13 protein-coding genes and 1 riboswitch are annotated in these 20045 nt (G+C 63.0%); of the genes, 7 read left to right on the top strand and 6 right to left on the bottom strand.

All coding sequences use genetic code 11. From position 1 onward, the window contains the following. Positions 1-116: 116 nt before the first annotated feature. Together clpS and ACN6KF_RS13415 are read left to right on the top strand one after the other, a co-directional pair. Positions 117-422: an ATP-dependent Clp protease adapter ClpS gene (gene clpS / locus ACN6KF_RS13420; protein ID WP_434957305.1), complete on the top strand. Its 306-nt coding sequence runs from the start codon at positions 117-119 to the stop codon at positions 420-422. Continuing rightward, positions 419-637, top strand: a complete 219-nt coding sequence (locus ACN6KF_RS13415) for a DUF3450 domain-containing protein (protein WP_434957304.1) — start codon at positions 419-421, stop codon at positions 635-637. The genes clpS and ACN6KF_RS13415 overlap by 4 nt, the downstream gene beginning before the upstream one ends. Positions 638-672: 35 nt before the next feature. Here the strand turns inward: ACN6KF_RS13415 and ACN6KF_RS13410 are convergent, their stop codons facing one another. Both ACN6KF_RS13410 and pepN read right to left on the bottom strand, forming a co-directional pair. Next, positions 673-2964, bottom strand: coding sequence for a sensor histidine kinase (locus ACN6KF_RS13410; protein ID WP_434957303.1), 2292 nt, complete (start codon positions 2962-2964; stop codon positions 673-675). A 360-nt stretch (positions 2965-3324) separates the two neighbouring features. Further along, positions 3325-5946, bottom strand: coding sequence for an aminopeptidase N (gene pepN, locus ACN6KF_RS13405; RefSeq protein ID WP_434957302.1), 2622 nt, complete (start codon positions 5944-5946; stop codon positions 3325-3327). A 185-nt stretch (positions 5947-6131) separates the two neighbouring features. On the opposite strand from pepN, the gene ACN6KF_RS13400 reads away from it, so the two are divergent. From ACN6KF_RS13400 to ACN6KF_RS13390, 3 genes are read left to right on the top strand one after another with little or no spacing between them, the layout of a single operon-like run. Beyond that, positions 6132-6734, top strand: coding sequence for a class I SAM-dependent methyltransferase (locus ACN6KF_RS13400; RefSeq protein WP_434957301.1), 603 nt, complete (start codon positions 6132-6134; stop codon positions 6732-6734). A gap of 33 nt (positions 6735-6767) precedes the next feature. Beyond that, the gene (locus ACN6KF_RS13395) at positions 6768-7445 is read left to right on the top strand and encodes a response regulator transcription factor (RefSeq protein WP_434957300.1); all 678 of its coding nucleotides are present in this window, start codon (positions 6768-6770) and stop codon (positions 7443-7445) included. Then, positions 7442-8806 carry a sensor histidine kinase gene (locus ACN6KF_RS13390; protein ID WP_434957299.1) on the top strand — a complete coding sequence of 455 codons (1365 nt, stop codon included), beginning with the start codon at positions 7442-7444 and terminating at the stop codon, positions 8804-8806. Before ACN6KF_RS13395 ends, ACN6KF_RS13390 begins: the two co-directional genes overlap by 4 nt. Here the strand turns inward: ACN6KF_RS13390 and ACN6KF_RS13385 are convergent. From ACN6KF_RS13385 to recQ, 4 genes are all read right to left on the bottom strand, one after another. Continuing rightward, on the bottom strand, positions 8800-10629 hold the full coding sequence (locus ACN6KF_RS13385) for an ABC transporter ATP-binding protein (RefSeq protein WP_434957298.1): 1830 nt from the start codon (positions 10627-10629) through the stop codon (positions 8800-8802). The two genes, ACN6KF_RS13390 and ACN6KF_RS13385, sit on opposite strands and share 7 nt — an antisense overlap. A 229-nt stretch (positions 10630-10858) precedes the next feature. Next, positions 10859-11425 carry a TetR/AcrR family transcriptional regulator gene (locus tag ACN6KF_RS13380; protein ID WP_434957297.1) on the bottom strand — a complete coding sequence of 189 codons (567 nt, stop codon included), beginning with the start codon at positions 11423-11425 and terminating at the stop codon, positions 10859-10861. Further along, on the bottom strand, positions 11418-15086 hold the full coding sequence (locus ACN6KF_RS13375) for an acyl-[ACP]--phospholipid O-acyltransferase (RefSeq protein ID WP_434957296.1): 3669 nt from the start codon (positions 15084-15086) through the stop codon (positions 11418-11420). Before ACN6KF_RS13375 ends, ACN6KF_RS13380 begins: the two co-directional genes overlap by 8 nt. A 274-nt stretch (positions 15087-15360) precedes the next feature. Continuing rightward, on the bottom strand, positions 15361-17217 hold the full coding sequence (recQ, locus tag ACN6KF_RS13370; RefSeq protein WP_434959673.1) for a DNA helicase RecQ: 1857 nt from the start codon (positions 17215-17217) through the stop codon (positions 15361-15363). A gap of 270 nt (positions 17218-17487) precedes the next feature. Between recQ and ACN6KF_RS13365 the strand changes: the two genes are divergently transcribed. Together ACN6KF_RS13365 and ACN6KF_RS13360 are read left to right on the top strand one after the other, a co-directional pair. Beyond that, positions 17488-18456 (top strand): CobW family GTP-binding protein, encoded by a 969-nt coding sequence (locus tag ACN6KF_RS13365; protein ID WP_434957295.1) that lies wholly within the window; start codon positions 17488-17490, stop codon positions 18454-18456. Between the two features lie 108 nt (positions 18457-18564). Then, positions 18565-18795: riboswitch (cobalamin riboswitch) on the top strand. 191 nt (positions 18796-18986) lie between these two features. After that, positions 18987-20045, top strand: coding sequence for an ABC transporter substrate-binding protein (locus ACN6KF_RS13360; RefSeq protein WP_434957294.1), 1059 nt, complete (start codon positions 18987-18989; stop codon positions 20043-20045).

The raw sequence follows: 20045 nt of genomic DNA, 5'->3' as shown, positions 1-20045 counted from the left end.
CGGGCTCGCTCGTTCGCCGACACCCTTCGAGCGGGCTCGATTTTGCCGTCGGGACGTGGAAGAATGGGATTGATCCTCGCTTCCAGACGGGAGCCTTCATTGGGAGATTTCTGCCAATGAGCGACACTGACTTTCGCCCTCGTACCAAGACCGAACTCAAGACCCAGCGGCCGCGGCTGCACAAGGTCATTCTGGTCAATGACGACTATACGCCCCGGGAATTCGTGGTGATGGTGCTCAAGGCCGAATTCCGTATGAACGAGTCACAGGCCTATCGCGTTATGCTTACCGCCCATCAAAGAGGCGTCTGTGTGGTGGCTGTCTTTGCGCACGACATCGCCGAGACAAAGGCCACGCGGGCGACGGAGATGGCGCGCAGCCAGGGCTATCCCCTGTTGTTCACCACGGAGCCGGAAGAATGAACACGCCCCGCACGATACAATCCTACGATGCCGAGATCGCGATCATTCGCGAGAACATCCGTCAATTGATGGAGCAGGCGGCGGCATCCTCCGGGGCCGCGAACGAGGACCTCCTGGCCGACCGCATCGCCGCTCAGGAGGCGCGGCTGGCGGCGCTGCAACAGCAGATGGATGGTGCTGAAAACACCGGTAAAGGGGGCACGAGCCGAACCTGACCACGCAAAAGGTGGCCGAGGCGATTGCGCCGGCGTCAGTGCAGCAAGGCTGCCGATGCCGGCCGTCTCGGCACGGGGCGCATCAGGACGGGGATGGCCGGTTCGATCATCGGACGCGTGGCTTCGACCGGCAGCACCACCATGACGACGGTGCCGACGCCCACGGCGGAGCGGATACGGATCGAGCCGCCATGCAATTCCGCCAGGGATTTGGCGATGGAAAGGCCGAGGCCCGACCCTTTATGCGTCTTGGTGAACTGGGTCTGAACCTGCTCGAAGGGGCGGCCGAGCTTGCCGATCGCTTCCGCCGGAATGCCGATGCCGGAATCCTCGACATAGAGGGCAACCCGGTTGCCGTGCTGGCGGATGCGCACGCCGATCCTGCCGCCTTCCGGCGTGAACTTGATGGCATTGGAGAGAAGATTGTTCATGATCAGGCGCAGGGCTCGGCGATCGGCCTGAACGTTCACGCCATTGCTCCAGGAGGGGTGGAGGCTGAGCTTCTTTGCTTCCGTCTCGGGCCGGATCGACCGCAGGAGGTCGCCGAGCAGCCTGTCGACCGCCACGAGTTCGCGTTGCAGCGTGACTTCGCCAGCTTCGATCTTCGACATTTCGAGAATGTCGTCGACGAAATTCAGGAGATAGCGCCCGCTGTCGTTGATGTCCTTGCAATAGCCGACATAGCGCGGCTGGCCGAGCGAGCCGAAGGTGCCGTTCTCCATCAATTCGGAAAAGCCGATGATGGCGTTGAGCGGCGTGCGTAGCTCATGGCTCATATTGGCGAGGAATTCCGACTTGGCCCGGTTGGCGGACTCGGCCTTGATCGTCTCCTCGGCATATTTTTCAGCCAATTCGGCCAATTCCTGGGTCTGGCGTTCGAGCACCTGCCTGGAACGCTTGAGGTCGGCGATCATGCCGATCAGGCTGCGCTCGCTGTCCATCAGCCGGGTCTGCTGCTCCTTCAGCGAGGTGATGTCGGTGCCGACGGAGACATAGCCGCCATCCTTGGTGCGCCGCTCGTTGATGGTGAGCCAGCGGCCGTCCTGGAGCTGCGCCTCGAAGGTGCGGGCGCCACGCTCGATCGGTGCGTTGGCGGACATGTTGGTGCGCACCACCGGCTGGGAGCCGGCCTCGACGATGGCACTGTAATGGGTGCCGGGGCGGACGAGACCATCCGGCAGATTGTGCAAGGCCTGGAACTTGGAATTGCAGATCACCAGGCGGTTGCCGGCGTCCCACAATACGAAGGCCTCCGAGATGGTCTCGATGGCGTCGCGCAGGCGCAAATCGGCTCGCTTGGTGTGCTCGGCGAAGCGCCGCTCCTCGGTTTCGTCGACGACGATGCCGATCAGCCGCTTGTTGCCTTGCGGGCCATAGACCAGTTCGCCGCGCACGCGCACGAAGATCCATTCGCCATTGGCGCAACGCATGCGGAAACGCCGGTCGATTGCGAGTGGCGGATCCTTGGCCAGCAGTTCGGCGGAAAGGGTGCGCAAGCCACCGTCGTCGATATGGATCAGCCGATCGATGTCGCTATGGACCAGAAGATCATCCTGCGGCTCGTAGCCGAGCAGATGGAACATCGAATCCGACCAGAACACCCGTCCGGCCTCGAGATCCCAGTCCCACAGGCCGGAGCGCCCACGGCTGAGCGCGGTTTCCAGCCGGTTGCGCACATTGTTGTAGATATCGTCGGCCCGGCGCGCCCGCGAAGCCTGCCAGTAATAGGCAAAGCCCAGGATCAGCAGCACGCCGCCGGTGGTGGTGGTGAAGACGAGCAGACGGCCGCTGAGGGCATACCAGCCCTCCAGGATATCGTCGACGGGCTTGGCGGCGACGATGCGCAGGCTCTCACTGGTGCCGATCGAAGCGAGCATGGCGGTGCCACCGACCGTGACGGTCAACTGGCCGCTGACGCGGTCGCCGATCGCGCCGATCAGGCCGGCGACGTCGCCGTTGTCGTTGAGCAGGCGGCCATGCGGCGTGATCACGGCAAGCAGGACGTGGTCGGGAGCCGTGATCGCGGCACGGGTTGGCACGCGGCCGCTCTGGGCGACGATCGCGCTCAGTTGCGCGGCGGCGGCCGAGACGATCAGATCGAGGTTGCGGCCGGCATCCTGCATGGCTTGCTGGCGGCTGTCGCGGGCCTGGATGAAGGCAGCGAGTGCAATGACGGCAAGGAAGGCGATGATCAGCAAGGGCACGGCCTTGCGCAGGATCGGCTCAAGCCCGATCAGTCGCCTATAGGTTGGGCAGACCAGTGTCTTGGCAAGGCCCCGGATGCCCGGCGCGCGCAAAGACGCATGTGTCGCGTTTGCACGCGCCATTGCTAAGCCCTTCCAGCCTTATCTGAGAATTTGCGATAGAGCAGGTGTTCATCACCGCCCCCGAATCGATAAGGCTATAAGAATCAACCTTCACGTGATTTGTCTAGAGTCGGCGTGAACACTTTTTTAATTATTTGTGTCCATTTGCGGCTGAAAAGCGAAGAATTCGCGCCCGATTCAAGACGAAATCTTGATGCTTTGGCTACATGTATGGGGTTGAAAACTCTATACCACAAGATGTGGTGGGGCGGGGCTGCTTTCCATCGGGTGCAGCCTATGAATGCTTCCCTAGAGGCACCAGTACTCTCGATTGCAATGGCCAGCCTCGCCAGAAATGACCGCATAGTTGCAACAACCGGTTCATGCAAGCGATCTTTGCGCGATGTCAGCAACGTCGCGCGATAACCCCGGCCGCCTTGCGATATCGCGCAACGTCGCCGCCGCCAAGGTGCGCCTGCCTGGTTCGAGCGAGCGCCAGGTCTTGAACGCGACCAGGAGCCGGGCCGCCAATTGCGGATTCTTCGGGTCGATCGCCAGGATGATGTCGGCGACGAAGCGGTAGCCTTCGCCATCGGGGCGATTGAACTGGGTCTGGTTGGCGGAACAGAAGGTGCCGATCAAGGCCCTGACGCGGTTGGGATTATGCAGGGAGAAAGCGGGATCGCGCATGAGTTCCTTGACGCGGTCCAGCGTGGCCTCAAGCGGCAGCATCGCCTGCACGCCCATCCATTTGTCGATGACCAGTGGATCGCTGTCGTAGCGTTCCCGGAAGCTGCGCAAGGCTCGTTCGCCGGCCGGCGTGCCCGACAGGGCTAGCGTGGCGAGCGCCGCCATCTCGTCGGTCATGTTGTCGGCCTTGTCGAACTGCGTCGCGGCGACATCGAGTGCTCGTGCGGTTCCTCCGGCACAGGCCAGATCGAGTGCGCCGTTGCGCAGGGAACGCCGTCCGGCATCGGCGGCCTGGGGCGAATAGGGGCCCGCCACCGTCATGGTCTCGATCGTGCGCAGCAGGTCGACCTGCAACTCCCGAGCCAAGGTCTGCCGCAGAATCGAGCGGGCCTGATAAATCGCCTGCGGATCGACGTCATTGCCGATTTCACGGGCGATATCCGTTTCGCTGGGCAAGGCCAGGGAGAGCGCGGTGAAGGCCGGATCGGCGGCCCCCTCGACAAGGAGGCCACGGACAGCCGCGACGAAGCGCGGATCGACCGGGGTCGCCGGATCCTTGACCAGCCGCAACAGCAGCTTGAGTGCGTAGCTCTGGGACGCCTGCCAGCGGTTGAAGGGGTCGCTGTCAGCCTTGAGCAGGGTCAGCAGAGCTTCCTCGTCGAGCGCGACCGTGAGCTTGACCGGGGCCGAGAAGCCGCGCAGCAGCGAGGGGACGGGCGCTTGGCGCACATTGCCAAACACAAAATTGCGCTCGGATTCGGCCAGGGCCACCAGGCCATCGAAAGGCTGGCCGTCGAGCGTGACGGCAAGATCGCCCTCCTCGCCGACCAGACCGAGGCGGATCGGGAACAGCATCGGCTGCTTGTTGGGCTGACCCGGCGTCGCCGGCAGGATCTGCTTCAGGTTGAGGTGATAGGTGCCGGCCTGCTCGTCCCAGCGTCCTTCGGCGCGGATCTCCGGTGTACCCGATTGCCTGTACCAGAGCATGAACTGGCCGAGATCGCGCCGACTTGCCTCGGCGAAACAGGTCAGGAAATCCTCGATGGTGACAGCCTCTCCGTCATGGCGCTGGAAATAAAGATCCATGCCGGCGGCGAAGGCCTCCCCGCCGATCAAGGTCTTGAGCATGCGCACGACCTCGGCACCCTTCTCATAGACCGTGGCCGTGTAGAAATTATTGATCTCGTTATAGATTTCAGGCCGGACAGGATGGGCGAGCGGCCCGCCGTCCTCGGAGAATTGTTGGCTGCGAAGGAGCTTGACGTCATTGATGCGCTTGACGGGCCGCGAGCGCTGGTCGGAGGAGAATTCCTGGTCGCGGAAGACCGTCAAGCCTTCCTTCAGGCAGAGCTGGAACCAGTCGCGGCAGGTGATGCGATTGCCCGTCCAGTTGTGGAAATATTCATGCGCGATGATGGCCTCGACAGCCGCGAAGTCGCCGTCCGTGGCCGTCTGGGGCAGGGCCAGCACATATTTGTCGTTGAAGATGTTGAGGCCCTTGTTCTCCATGGCGCCCATGTTGAAGTCGGACACGGCGACGACCATGAAGATGTCGAGGTCGTATTCCCGGCCAAAGGCCTCTTCGTCCCAGCGCATGGAGCGCTTGAGGGCATCCATGGCATAGGCGCAACGATCCTCCTTGCCATGCTCGACATAGATCTCCAGCCTGACCTGCCGTCCGGAACGGGTGGTGAAGCTGTCGGCCACCATGGCAAGGTCGCCCGCCACCATGGCGAAGAGATAGGAGGGCTTGGGGAAGGGGTCGTGCCAGACGGCAAAGTGACGGCCGTCGGCCAAGGAGCCGTGCTCGGTCCGATTGCCGTTGGCGAGCAGTACCGGCGCTTCCTGGAACGAGGCCTCGATCCTTGTGGTGTAGACCGACAATACGTCCGGCCTGTCGAGGAAATAGGTGATGCGCCGGAAGCCCTCGGCCTCGCATTGGGTGCAATAGGCCGAGTTGGATCGGTAGAGCCCCATCAATTGGGTATTGGCGGACGGATCCAGGCGCGTCTCGATGGCCAGCGTGAAGGGTTCGGCGGGCGGATGGTGGAGGCTGAAGCCATTGGGCGAAACCGAATAGGCTTCCGATGGCAGCGACACGCCGTCGAGCCAGGCCTCCACGAAGACGAGGCTGTCGCCGTCGAGCTTCAAGGTATCCTGCCCCGAGCTGCGCGCATTGCGCTGCAGAGTGAGGGTGGAGACGATACGCGTCTGCGTCCGCTCGAGCCGGATATCGAGATGCACCGTATCGATCAGGAAGGCGGGGACCCGATAGTCGGCGAGGCGAACGGGTTCCAGGGCAGCTTCGGTCATAGGGGCTTCATTCCGGCAGGGACAATCTGAATCGTCGGGCTATCCCTCATCATGACGGATGAGGGGCGTGCACCGCAACCCGGGGCGCGCCGGTTCGAGAGGATGGTATCGATCGTCTTCGCCAGAGTGCCGTAATGTTGGTGCCGTTCGTGACGCGTGCTTTCCACGCCAACACGAAGGTTTCGATGCTCAATTCCGATAGATCGCGGTTCTTCCGCGCCTGGCTGAGGCGGCCCTTGCGCATTGCGTCGGTGACGCCCTCCAGTGCCGTTCTGGCGGCGCTGATCACCCGGGAAATCACCGCCGTGTCGGCACCGGTGCTCGAACTTGGCCCCGGTACCGGCATCTTCACCCAGGCGCTCATGGCGCGGGGCATCGCAGAGGACGACATCACCCTGATCGAGCGCGAAGAATCCTTCGTCACCGGCCTACAAGACCGCTTCCCGCATGCGCGATTGCTCCCGATCGATGTCAGGGAGATCGCACGCGAGGAGGCTTTGCGAAATCGCAGCTTCGGCGCCATCGTCAGCGGGTTGCCTTTGCCGAATCTCAGCCGCAACGATCTCTATGCCTTGATTGGGGACTGTTTCGAACGCCTGATCCAGGGGGGCGCTTTCTATCAGTTCACCTATGGACTGAAATGCCCCATCCCTGCGAGGATCTTGCGAGCCCAGGGGCTGCGTTGCGACAGGATCGGCTGGACCTTGCGCAATTTTCCTCCGGCTGCCGTCTATCGTATCAGTCGCCGGGGATGCCGGGTCGCCGCCGATGACGCCGCGATTCCATGACGATAGGGCTGATCATGAAGGCTGAGGGGCAATATGCGTGTCTTGCTCGTCGAGGATGAACCACGCATGGCGGCGGCGTTACGCTCAGCGCTCACCGTCAAGCACGACATGGTCATGGATCATGTCGCCACGCTGGCCGATGCCGAACTTGTCGCGGGGGATATCGATTATGACGCCATCCTGCTCGATCGTCAGCTTCCGGATGGGGATGGCCTCGATCTGGTGGCGAGGCTGCGAAGCCGGGGCGTCATGCTTCCCATCATCGTGATCACCGCCAAGGGGGCGGTGCCGGAGAGGGTGACCGGGCTCGAACTGGGGGCGGACGATTATCTGGCCAAACCCTTTGCCTTGGACGAGTTGTTGGCGCGCCTGCGCGCGGTTATGCGCCGGCCCAGCGATTTGCGCCCGAGTCGGATCAGCATCGGCAGGCTGTCTTTCGACATGACGTTTCAGGAGATATCGGTCGATGGCAGGCCCTTCGACCTGCCAAGGCGCGAGATTCTCGTGCTGGAATGCCTGATGCGGAGGGTCGGGCGCATGGTGCCGCGCTCGGTTCTCATGGAAGCGGTGTTCAGCCTGGACGATGAAATTCAGTCCAACGCCCTGGATTCCCATATCTCGCGGCTCAGGCGCAAACTGGCTGGGGCCCAGGCCGGCGTCGTCGTCAATGTGGTGCGCGGGCTCGGCTACATGTTGCGCGAGGAAACGTGAGCTCCGGCGGGCCATACTCTCTGCGCCAGCGCCTGTTCTGGCGGCTGCTGGGGGTGCAGTCGGTGGTTCTGCTGATGGTGGTGGCGGTGCTTTTCGGCTCCGGGCAGCTTGCCAGCCTGCGATCGACCGATGCGACCATCGAAATGCTGCGTGATGCCGTCATCCGGCAACCGTCCGGTGCACTGGCCCTCGAGGCGACCCCTGCGCTGGAAGCCTTGCGCAAGCAGGAGCCGGATCTGTGGTTCCTCATTCGCGACACCAGGGGACAAAGGCTCAGCGAAGGACGCATCCCCGAGGAATACGCCCGTATCGGCACGGCGCTCGATCAGATCGGGCAGGCGCGGCTTGGTTGGAACATCGGCGATCCCGATCGGCCGACCGCGCGAATGCGCTGGGCCGAGACATCTGCAGGCCGGTTGCAATTCATCACCGGCACCGAAGTCTTCGCCTCGCCATTGCTGGTGATGATGGGGGCATCGCTCGTCCTGGCCAAGCTGGTCGCGCCCATCGTTCTGGTCATGGCCGTCGGCGCCCTGATCGCAACGCCGCTCGTGGTGCGAAAGTCCCTGGCAGGTGTCGATCGGGCAGCGAAACAGGCCGATGCCATCGACGCCATCGAAAGGGGCGGCCGGCTTTCGACGGACGATATTCCCGGTGAGGTCACCCCGCTGGTGAAGGCCGTGAACCGGGCACTCGATCGCCTGGACGAAGGCTTCGAACGCCAGGAGCGCTTCCTGGCCGATGCCGCGCATGAACTGCGCACGCCGATCGCCATTCTGAGCACGAGGATCGGCGCGCTGCCGGACGGGGCCGCACGCTCGCAATTGCTGGAGGATTCCGAACGGCTGACCATCCTGACAGAGCAGATGCTAGACCTCCAGCGTCTCAGGCAGGGCAAGGTCGAATTCGAGACGATCGATATAGAAGGTCTCGTCAGCGAGGTCGCTCTGGAAATGGCGCCGATCGTTTTTGCCGCTGGATACACCATGCGGTTTGACAGTGCGGGTTCCGGCACCATTCGGGGAGATCGACCCAGCTTGCGCCGGGCCGTGATGAATCTCGTGCAGAACGCTGTCGACCATGGCGGGCGAAGAGGGGAGATCATTTTGCTGTGCAACTGCGGACGCATCGAGGTCTGCGATGAGGGCCCCGGGATTCCGGCTGATCTACGCGAGCGCATCTTCGAGCCTTTCGTCAAGCATCACCAGAACGGCCGGGGCGCCGGCCTTGGTCTTCATCTCGTTCGCGACATCATGCACATGCATGGCGGCAGTATCGGCGTCATCGGCCGCCAGCCCGGCGTGGTCTTCCGGCTGGAGTTCGGCGGCCGCGCTGGAAACGGACGAAAGCCGGTTTATTGATAGGCGGCAGCCTGAAGCTGGAAGAGTTCGGCATAGCGGCCGCCCCTGGCGATCAATGCCGCGTGGCTGCCTTCCTCGATGATCCCGCCTTGTTCGAGTACGAGGATATGATCGGCTATACGCACGGTGGAAAAGCGATGCGAGATCAACAGTGCCGTGCGGCCAGTGCTGAGATTCCGAAAGCGCTCGAACACGTCGGCTTCCGCCCGGGCGTCGAGTGCCGCGGTGGGTTCGTCCAGGATCAGAATTTCGGCGTCGCGAAAATAAGCCCGCGCGATGGCGATGCGTTGCCATTCGCCGCCCGAAAGATCATGGCCACGCATATAGCCATTGCCAAGTCGCTGCTCGTAGCCGGCGGGGAGGGCGGTGATCAATCGGTCGGCCAGGCTTTTCTGCGCGGCCTCCTCGATACGGGCACGCTCGGCCAGCGCCGTGATACGGCCAGCAGCAATGTTGGTGGCCGCTGTGAGATTATAGCGGGCGAAATCCTGGAAAACCGTACCGATACGGTCTCGGTAGGCTGCCAGATCGAATGTACGAATATCGACGCCGTCGAGCAGGATGCGACCCTCATCGGGATCATGCAGACGGGTGAGCAGCTTGACGATCGTCGTCTTGCCGGCGCCATTCTCTCCGACCAGAGCCAGGGTCCGCCTTGCCGTCAGGCGGAAGCTGAGACGGCGGATCGCCCAGGCTTCGCGGCCTGGATAGCGAAAACCCACATTCTCGAACACGATGCCATCGCGCATGGCTGACGGCATGGGATGCGGATTGCTCGCTCGCCTGATCGAGGGCTGCGTATCGAGGAAGGAATAGAAGTCATCAAGGTAATAGCTGCGGTCGGCGAGCTCGACAAAGCCCAGCATGGTTCTTTCGAACAGGCCACTGAGGCGCAGCAACGATCCGGTAAGGAAGACGAGATCGCCGAGGCTGATCTGCCCGATGACGGCCCGCCAAGCCACCAGGGCATAGGCGGCATAATAGGCGATCGACGCCACCCCGCCGAGCAGGCTACTCCAGGTGGTGTGGCGCAGGGCGATGGCCCGGTTGGCGCGATGGATTTCGCCGGCGAGTTCGCCAAAGCGCCGCGCAAAGAAGCCCCCGAGATCGAAAAGCTTGATTTCCTTAGCGATGCGCGGATCGGCCCCGGTAAAGCGCATATATTCGGCTTCGCGCCGCAACGGCGTGAAATCGCGGCTGATGCCATAGCGTTGCGCATTGAAATGGGCCTCGCCGACAAGGGCAGGGATCAGCGCGACCAGCAGCAACACCATCAATCCCGGGATGAAGGCAATCAATCCGGCGGCCAAGGCAATGACGGTGATGATATTCTGGGCCTGGCCCAGCAATTGGGCGAGGAGAGGCGTTCCCATGGCTGTCTGCGCAACCGCTCGCTGCATGCGATTCTGAAAGTCGCTGCTTTCGATCTGAGCAAGATCCATGCTTACGCCATGTTCGATGACAAGCACGGCCATGGCATTACCGTGGCGCTCCCCAAGGAGAGTTTCGGCCAGTGCGGTCGCCCGCATGAGCACCGTGTTTCCCAGAGTGAGCAGGAACTCCAGGCCGATAAAGGCCAGCAGGGGCGTGAGCCGCCCGCTGCTAAGCCATTCGCTCAAGCCGGCGCCGGGAAGAGATAGGCGATTGAGCTCGACGATCTCGTCGACGATGAGCTTGCCGACATAGATCACCAGTGGTGGTTGCAGTGCGCAGAGGAGGCGAACCGCAAGGATGATGCCGCCGAGCGCGGGACTGACCTGCCAGAGCGAGATGAACAGTCTCGGAAGGTGCCGCCAGCGCCGATCGAACAATTTGCCGAACATGACGCCTCCTTTGGACCAGGGCGCATGCCTATGGCCGAAGGTGCAGCGGAGGTCAACCTCCGCAAGACTACTGGCGGATATAAAAAATCAAGCTAGATCAATTACAAAATGGGTATTGCTGCCGGAAGATATGAGGTTTTCCGGCAGGGTCGGGCTGTCACCAGCCTGGCAGTTCTTGTCTTGCGGCAGCACTGTTTCTTGCGAAGGAGCATTCCCGCGAACGCCTCTTTCAACCCATCAGTGCGAGAATGGCCTTCGCCATGTCCGGAGCGCGATTGCGCAGCGGGCCTTGGAGACGACCATAGATGGTGAAGATGGCGGGCTGGGCGACGATGCCCAGCGCCATCGCGGTCAAGAGGTCGGCGTCTCGCTCGGGAATGTCCCTGCGTTGCATGGCTCCGGCAAAGATCGAGCGCACGGCCTCGACGACGTTCCTGTCGGTTTCATCAGGCACTTCGGCCAGATGGGTGTGCTGGGAGAGCAGCAGGAAGGTGAACAGGGCCCGATCCTCGTCGAAAAGTTCGCAGAAGACCTCGACGATCCGCATGATCTTGGCATCGAACCGGGGATGGGTCTGGTCGGCGGCGAGGATATCGGCCGCAAGCCTGGCATAACCATCGAGGAACAGGGAGCGTGACAGGGCGTCCTTGGAGGCGAAATGGCGGTAGAGAGCTGCCTCCGCCACGCCGACGGCGCCGGCGATATCGCGGATGGAGGTCCCTGCCACCCCTTTATCGGCGAACAGGCGCAGGGCCTCCGTCACGATCTTGGCGCGGGTCTTCGATCCGTCACGCATGGTTCTCGCCCGTTCCATCCTGGATGGCTTTGGCCGCAACCGGTGCTTCCGCTTCGGCTGCCTGGTCCGCCGGAGGCTTGGAATCGCCGGCGGGGCGACCCGGCGCGGCGAGCGGAGCGGGCGGCGGGCGGTGGGAGCCAGGCTCGGCGCCATTGCCCTGCGCGGGCGAAGGCGCGGCGGGCAGAATCTCGGCGGGTCTGGACGAATCGGGCAAGTCCGGCAGCGGGGCAGGCGGGGTGACCTTGGCCTCACCGGCCGCGGCATTGGCCTGGCGCTCTTTCAGCATCTTGTTAAGGCCGACATAGTCGGTCTTGCCGGTGCCCATCACCGGCATGGCATCGATGATCGTGATCTCCGAGGGGATCATCAATTCGGCGGCGTGATTGTAGCGCAGATGCGCGATCACATCGGCGCGGTTGGCCTGCTTGTGCGGCGTGATCAGCACCAGCCGCTCGCCCTTGCGTGGATCGGGGGTCGCCAGCACGGCGACCGGGCTCTCCGGCCACAGGTCGGCGAGCATGGCCTCGACCGCGGCGAGCGAAACCATCTCGCCGCCGATCTTGGCGAAGCGCTTGGCGCGGCCCTTGATGGCGATGAAGCCCTGCGGGTCGATGGTGACGATGTCGCCGGTGTCGTACCAGCCTTCCTCGGGCGCGGTGATCTCGCCTGGCTGATCGGCCTTGAGATAGCCCAGCATCACATTGGGGCCGCGCACATGCAGGCGCCCGCCTTCCTCGATGCCCGGGATTTCCTCCAGCCGCGTCTCCATGTCGGGTAGTGCCCGGCCGACGGTGCCGTTCTTGTTGAACATCGGCGTGTTCAGCGCCAGCACCGGCGAGGTCTCGGTGACGCCATAGCCCTCCAGGATGCGCAGACCGAACTTCTCGTTATAGGCCCGCCGCGTCTCCACTTTCACCGGCTCAGCGCCGGCCACGACATAGCGCAGCGAGCGGAAGTCGTAGGGGTTGGCCATCTTGGCATAGCCGGCGAGGAAGGTGTCGGTGCCGAACAGGGCGGTGGCGTTGGTGCCGTAGATCAACTCGGGAATGATGCGATAGTGCAGCGGTGTTGGGTAGAGATAGAGCCTGACGCCGTTGACGAGCGGCAGGATCATGCCACCGGTCAGGCCGAAGGAATGGAACACCGGCAGTACGTTGAAGACGATGTCGCCGGGGCCGAAATCGATGCGGGCGCCGACCTGCGCGATGTTGGAGAGAATGTTGCGGTGCGACAGCACCACGCCCTTTGGTGCCCCCTCCGAACCCGAGGTGAACAGGACGGCGGCAGGGGCGTCCGGCGTGGGTTTGGCATGGGCCCGTCCGGCGCCGAGGAGGCCCCTCAGCTTGTCGGCGGTGCCGACTTCGGCGCGCACATCCTCCAGCCAGACGAAGCGGACATGCGCCTCCATCGCGGCCACGACGTCACCGAGCCGGCCCTTCTCCACGAAGGCGCGGGACGATAGCACTGTCTTCACCTGCGCGGTCTTGCAGGCCGAGATCAGGTTGGCCTGGCCGGCCGAGAAGTTCAGCATGGCCGGAAGGCGACCGATCGACTGCAGGGCGAAGAAGGTGACGGCGACGGCATTGGCGTTGGGCAGGAGCACGCCGACATGTTCGCCAGGCGCTGTGAAGGCTTCGAACTTGCGTCCGAGCACGTTGATGCCGATGAGCAGGCGCTTATAGGTGAGGCTGCCGCTGACCGGATCCTCCAGCACCACCCGCTTGCGGCCATATTTGTCGGCAGCCGCCACCAAAGCGCGGAAGAGATCGGTGTCGACGGAACTCGTCTTGTAGATGAGGTCCGACATCACGTCGTAGAGGGCGGCACCGGCGGCCTGGCGGCGCTTCTTGCCGCGCAGGTCATCGTCGATCGTAAGGCGCGTCGGCTCGGTGAAAGTCACCGTCACCTTCGGGAACCAGCGGCGCGAGACCTTGTTGGCATCGAGCCTGGTGAAGGGCGTGCGCTCCAAGCCGTCGATACGCATCGGCACGATGTCGGCATGCGACTTGTCGGCGATCAGGCCGGCGCCGTCATAGACCTTCATTAGCGCGCCGGTAACGGTGAGGCGTCCCTCGGGGAAGATCACCAGGGTTTCGCCGGCTTTCACGGCATTGATCAGCCCGCGCGTCGCCATCGGCTTGGTCGGATCGAGCGGATAGGCCCGGCAGATCTTCAGGAAGGGCTTGACCCACCAGGCCTTGGCGATGGTGTGATCGATGGCGAACACCGGGTCCTTGTCAAGCAGGGCCAGGACCAGGCCGGCATCGAGAAAGCTGACATGATTGATCGCGATGATGCGATGCGGTGTCGGCGTCTCCAGGTTCTCGATGCCCTTGACCTCGAGGCGGTAGATCAGCCGGTAGAGCAGCAGGATGAGGTCACGGAAGCGGCTCATCGGCAGGACATAGAGCAGGACGATGCCGGCGATGATGTTGAGGATGGCGATACCCAGAAACGCGACCGGCGTGGTCAGGCCAAATTGGGCCTGCAGCAGGGAGAGGCCGCCGGCGCCCACCACCATGAATATGGCGGTGATCACGTTGCCGCCGGCGATGACGCGAGCCCGTTCATCCTTGGGAGCCCAGTGTTGTACGGCGGCGTAGGCGGGAACGATGAACAGACCTGCTGCGACGGCAGTCAGGATCAGCACGAGCGTGGTCTGAATGCCGTTGGCGCTGGCAAGATAGCTCATGACGCCCAATGGCACTTCGGAGCGCGTGGTCGCGAAGGCGATCACCGCTACGACAAGGCAGAACACGCCCATCAGAATGCAACCGATCGGCGAGAGCAGCAGGATGATGCGGCCGGCGGCGAGGCGGGCCGCCAGGATCGAACCGAGAGCGATGCCAATCGAGAAAGCGGTGAAGAACAGCGAGTTCACCGTATTGTCGCCGCCGATGACATCATGGGCGAGCGATGTCGTCAGGGACAGGATGACAATGCCGATCAGCCAGAACCAGGCTACGGCGAGCGATCCGATCAGGAGCTTACGGTCGGCTGCGACCAGGCGGACCAACTGGTAGCTGGAACGCACGACATTCCAATCGACCTTGAGGTCCGGCGCTGCTTGTCCCGTCGGTGGAATTGCGCGAGCGAACCACCAGCACGCCACGGCGATCACGATCATGACGCCGGCTACCAACGTGCTGGGCAGATCGGGTGCCACGATATTGGCACCGAGTGTGCCGATCAGGATCGAAAGAAAGGTACCGGCTTCGATCAGGCCATTGCCGGCCGGCAGTTCTTCAGGCGCGAGATGGTCGGGCAGGATGCCGTATTTGACTGGAGTGAACAGGGTTCCCAGGACCCCCATCGCCAACATGCTGAAGAGCAGCACGGGAACCGAATGCATCGCGAAGCCGACAGCAGCGATGGCAATGATGACAATCTCGACCAGCTTGATGCGTTGCGCCACGACGGCCTTGTCGTAGCGATCGGCCATCTGGCCCGCCAGACCGGACAGGATCAGCCCCGGTGCGACCAGCAGGGCGCTTGCCAGGGAAACCAGACTGTTGCTGCCTTCCATCGGCGCCGTCTGGGCGATGCCGTAGACAGCCAGGACGATCAGGGCCTGTTTGATGAAATTGTCGTTGAAGGCGCTGAAGAACTGGCTCCAGAACAGGGGCCAGAAGCGGCGGGCGGACATCAGCGATGCGAGCATCGGCGTGGTTCCTGGATGGGCGCGTACCGGGCGCGGGAGAATCGCATTTAAGTTAGCGTTCGTTCACTAACTTAAAATGTATGGTAAACGGCGTCAAGGCGGGGGAGGTTGGCGCAGGTCCGGCATGTGCGCCGCTGCACAATGGCTGGAGCCATCGGTATCGCGTGGCCATCCTAGAGCAAAACGCGTTCAAGTGTGAACGCTTATTTCCTCTAACTCTTTGTTTCGACGCGTCTTTGCGATTCTTGGTGATCCCGTCTCTTCGCAAAACGCTTTAGCCTTCGCGCCTGACGACTTCCAGGAAGAGTTCGCCGTAGCGCTCCAGCTTCGCCTGCCCCACGCCCGGTAGGGCCAGAAATTCGGGCAGGGTGCCGGGGCGCTCGCTCGCCATGGCGCGCAATGTGGTGTCGGCAAAGATCATGTAGGGCGGCACGCTTTGCTCGCGGGCGAGCCGACTGCGCTCGGTGCGAAGGGCGGCGAACAGGGCGCCGTCGCGTTCCGACATCTCGACCTCACCCCGCCGAGCGCGTTTTGCCTCGGTGCTCTTGCGTGGCCGGTCGCGGCGGAAGACGATTTGCCGCTCGCCCTTGAACACGGCCCGGGCCTCTTCGGCCAGGATCAGGGCGCCATGAGCCTCATGATTGACATTGACGAGGCCGGCGGCGGTGAGCTGGCGCAGCACAGATTGCCAGGTACGCGCCTCGATGTCCTTGCCGGCCCCGAAGACGGGCTGGTTGTCGTGGCCGAAGCGCTGGACTTTCTCCGTGACCTTGCCGGTGAGCACGTCGATGATATGGGCGGCGCCGAACATCTGACCGGTGCGGTAGATCGCGGCCATCGCCTTGACCGCGGCATCGGTGCCGTCCCAGCTCTCGACCGGCGAAAGGCAGGTATCGCAATTGCCGCAACGGCCGGGATGGGTCTCGCCGAAATGAGCGAGGATGGCCTTGCGCCGGCATTCGGCGGTTTCGCAGATGCCGAGCAGGGCGTTGAGCTTGCCGAGTTCGACCCGCTTCACCGTCTCCGGCGCATTGCCCTCTTGGATCATGCGGCGGCGCTGTACCACATCGGCCATGCCGTAGCTCATCCAGGCATCCGAGGGTAGGCCATCGCGCCCTGCGCGGCCCGTCTCCTGGTAATAGGCTTCCACCGAGGCCGGGATATCGAGATGGGCGACATAGCGTACATCAGGCTTGTCGATGCCCATGCCGAAGGCAACCGTAGCGACCAGGCAGAGATCTTCCTCCTCCAGGAAGGCGTCCTGGTTGGCGCTGCGAACAGCCACTTCCAGGCCGGCATGATAGGGCAGGGCGCGGATACCCTGCTCGTTCAGCCATTGCGCCGTTTCCTCGACCTTGGCGCGCGATAGGCAGTAGACGATACCGCTATTGCCCTTGTGCGCAGCCAGGAAGGCCAGCAATTGCCGGCGGGCGTTGTCACGCTCGACGATGGCGTAGCTGATGTTGGGCCGGTCGAAGCTGGTGGCGAAGACCTCGGCCTCGTTGAGACCGAGCCGCTCGATGATGTCGGCGCGAGTGACCGGGTCGGCCGTGGCAGTGAGGGCGATGCGGGGCACGCCGGGGAAGGAAGCGGCGAGGCCGCCGAGTTCGCGATATTCGGGCCGGAAGTCGTGGCCCCATTGGCTGACGCAATGGGCCTCGTCGATGGCGAAGAGCGCGATGTCGGCATCGGCGATCAGCGACTGGAAACCCTGTGTCGCCACACGCTCGGGGGCGACGTAGAGCAGGTCGAGCTTGCCGTCCATCAGGGAGCGGCGGACCTTGTAGGCTTCCTCGCGCGACAGCGAGGAATTGAGCGCCGCCGCGCGCACGCCAGCCTGCTTGAGCGCCTCGACCTGGTCGCGCATCAGTGCGATCAGCGGCGAGACCACAATGCCGACGCCGCGTCGGCATAAAGCCGGGATCTGGTAGCACAGCGACTTGCCGGCTCCGGTCGGGAACAGCACCACGGCATCGCCGCCTTCGGTGACATGCCGCACCACCGCCTCCTGCTGGCCGCGAAAGGCGCTGTAGCCGAATATGGCGTTGAGGACGGAGAGAGGATCTTGAGGAGAAGAGCGGGTCATGCCTGCAGGATGCACCTTTGGAGCCTGATTCCATTCCAGGGACATCATGGACACTTACCCGACAGGGGCCATGATTCGAAAATCTCCCACGCCGATTTCCCACGCTGACAGGCAATTGCGGTGGAACGGTCGCGGTCGCGAATGCCGGCAATGTGCCCCTCGGCCAGAATGCGGGTTACACCCGCAACACCGTTGACGGTCTACCGAGATAAAGATAGTTATGTTATAACGTTTCATATAAATGAAGCCCATTCTGGCGCCCGTGGTATCGACATGCTCCCAGGCGCCTGCAACGGATCAAGGAATTCCGACATCATGCAGCCCGCGCCGCAGACACCCGTCACCGTCCTCACTGGCTATCTCGGAGCAGGCAAGACCACGCTTCTCAACCGCATCCTGACCGAGAGCCACGGCAGGAAATATGCTGTCATCGTCAACGAGTTCGGCGAAGTCGGCATCGACAATGATCTCGTCGTCGATACCGACGAGGAGATCTTCGAGATGAACAATGGTTGCATTTGCTGCACGGTGCGCGGCGATCTCATCCGCATCATCGAGGGCCTGATGCGCCGACGTGACCGCTTTGATGCCATCCTGATCGAGACGACCGGGCTGGCCGATCCCGCGCCGGTCGCCCAGACTTTCTTCGTCGACGACGATGTGCGCGCCAAGACCAGGCTCGATTCGATCGTCACAGTGGTCGACGCCAAGCACCTGCTCGGCGAAATCGAGACAGCGCATGAGGCCCAGGAGCAGCTTGCCTTCGCCGATACCATCCTCCTCAACAAGACCGATCTGGTCACGACCGAGGAACTCGAACGGGTGGTGAAGCGGATCCGTCGCATCAATCCCACCGCTACCCTCCACGAGACACGCCGCTGCGATATCGCGCTCGACAAGGTGCTGGATCGCGGTGCCTTCGACCTCGACCGCATCCTGGAAGCCGAACCCGATTTTCTTGCAGGATTCCATGACCATGAGCATGACGACCATGTCGGCAGCTTCGCCCTCGTCGCCCGGGAATCGCTCGACCCTGGCAAGTTCATGCCCTGGCTGAACACGATCGTGCAGCAATTCGGCACCGACATGCTGCGGCTGAAAGGCATCATCGCCTTCGACGGCGATCCCCAGCGCTTCGTGGTGCAGGGTGTGCATATGCTGATCGAGGGCGATCATCAGCGCCCCTGGAAGCCAGAAGAGGAGCGCAGGAGCCGTCTGGTGTTCATCGGGCGTAATCTGCCGAAAGACGTGATCGAACAGGGGTTCCTGGCCTGTCGGGCCTAAAGCGTTTTGCTCCAGGTGAGGGAAGGCGCGCGCTGGGGCGGGAAAACAGGGCTCGCCATCGTCCGCCACCCGCTTTGCATATTCGCTTGACCGCGATCGGGACACCCCGGTAACTGTGGCACTGACGGTTCCCGTCGGGTGCGAGCCCGATGGGAGTAATAGGGAACACGGTCCGGCTTTCTCGAAGCCCATGCCGTGGCTGCCCCCGCAACTGTAGGCGGATTGCCGAGCATCCTCGTGGCGCCAAAAGCGCCATGCCACTGTGGGTGACCCCATGGGAAGGCAGAGGCAAGGCCGATATCCGCGAGCCAGGAAACCTGCCGTCATCTCGATCAATCCCATGTCACGGGCGGGGATGCCCGGAACAGGAGACAATGTGACGTTTCTTCCCGCCATCTCGGGCCGTCGCCCACCTGTTCCCTCCGCTTCGCGCCATCAGACCCTCTGCCACAGCCTGGCCTGAGGACGTTTCCCGTTTTCGGCCCTGCGCCGAACAGCGCCATCTTCCTATCGCGAACCGAGAGAACGTCATGACTTTTCCCAAGACAAGGGCCCGCTGGAGCAAGGCCCGCTGGTCGAGCTTCGCCGTCATGCTTGCGGCCGGCTTCAGCCTGACGCTGAGCATCGATCCAGCCGCCGCCCAGGCGACCAAATATCCGCTCAAGATCACCAATTGCGGACGCAGCGTCACCTTCGACCATGCCCCGCGGCGCACTGTCTCCGTCGGTCAGAGCGGTACGGAGGTTCTCTACCTTCTCGGTCTTGCCGACAAGGTGGTGGGGACGGCCGTCTGGTTCGGCCCGGTTCTGCCGGGCTATGAAGAGGCCAACGCCAAGATTCCGCGCCTGGCCGACAATGATCCGAGCTTCGAAAGCGTGATCGCCAAGAAACCCGACCTCGTGACCGCCCAGTTCCAGTGGCATGTCGGCCCCAGTGGCATCGTCGGCAAGCCCGAGCAGTTCGAGGAACTGGGTATCCCGACCTATGTTTCGCCCGCCGATTGCGTCGGCAAGGACAATTCCAGCGGTGGCGACGGCACGCGCGGCACCCTTTTCACCATGGATCTGGTCTATCAGGAGATCAGGGAACTCGCCGAGATCTTCGACGTGCAGGAGCGCGGTTCGAAGGTCATCGCGGACCTGAAGGCACGCGAGGAAGCCGCCCGCCGCAAGATCGCCGCCGGCGATGGCAAGGTCTCGGCTGCCTTCTGGTTTTCGAGCGCCAAGGTCGATGTCGATCCCTATATGGCCGGCAAGAACAGCGTCCCAGGCTACATCATGTCCGTCCTGGCTGTCCGGAACATCGTGGAAAGCGAGGAGGAATGGCCGAGCGTCGGTTGGGAGACCGTCGCCAAGGCCGATCCCACCATCATCGTCGCCGGGAGGATGGACCGTCGCCGCTATCCCGCCGACGACATCGCCGTGAAGCTTAATTTCCTCAAGACCGATCCGGTGGCGAGCCTGATGCCGGCCGTCAAGCAGGGCCATGTCGTGGAAATGGACGTCCAGGCCATGCAGCCGAGCGTGCGCGTCGTCGACGGCATCGAGATGCTCGCCGATGCCATCCAGCGTTTCGGCCTGAAGCGTTGA

This window comes from Labrys methylaminiphilus subsp. lupini, assembly GCF_051161885.1.
Lineage (GTDB): Bacteria > Pseudomonadota > Alphaproteobacteria > Rhizobiales > Labraceae > Labrys.
This window is presented reverse-complemented; position numbering and strand designations above follow the sequence as displayed.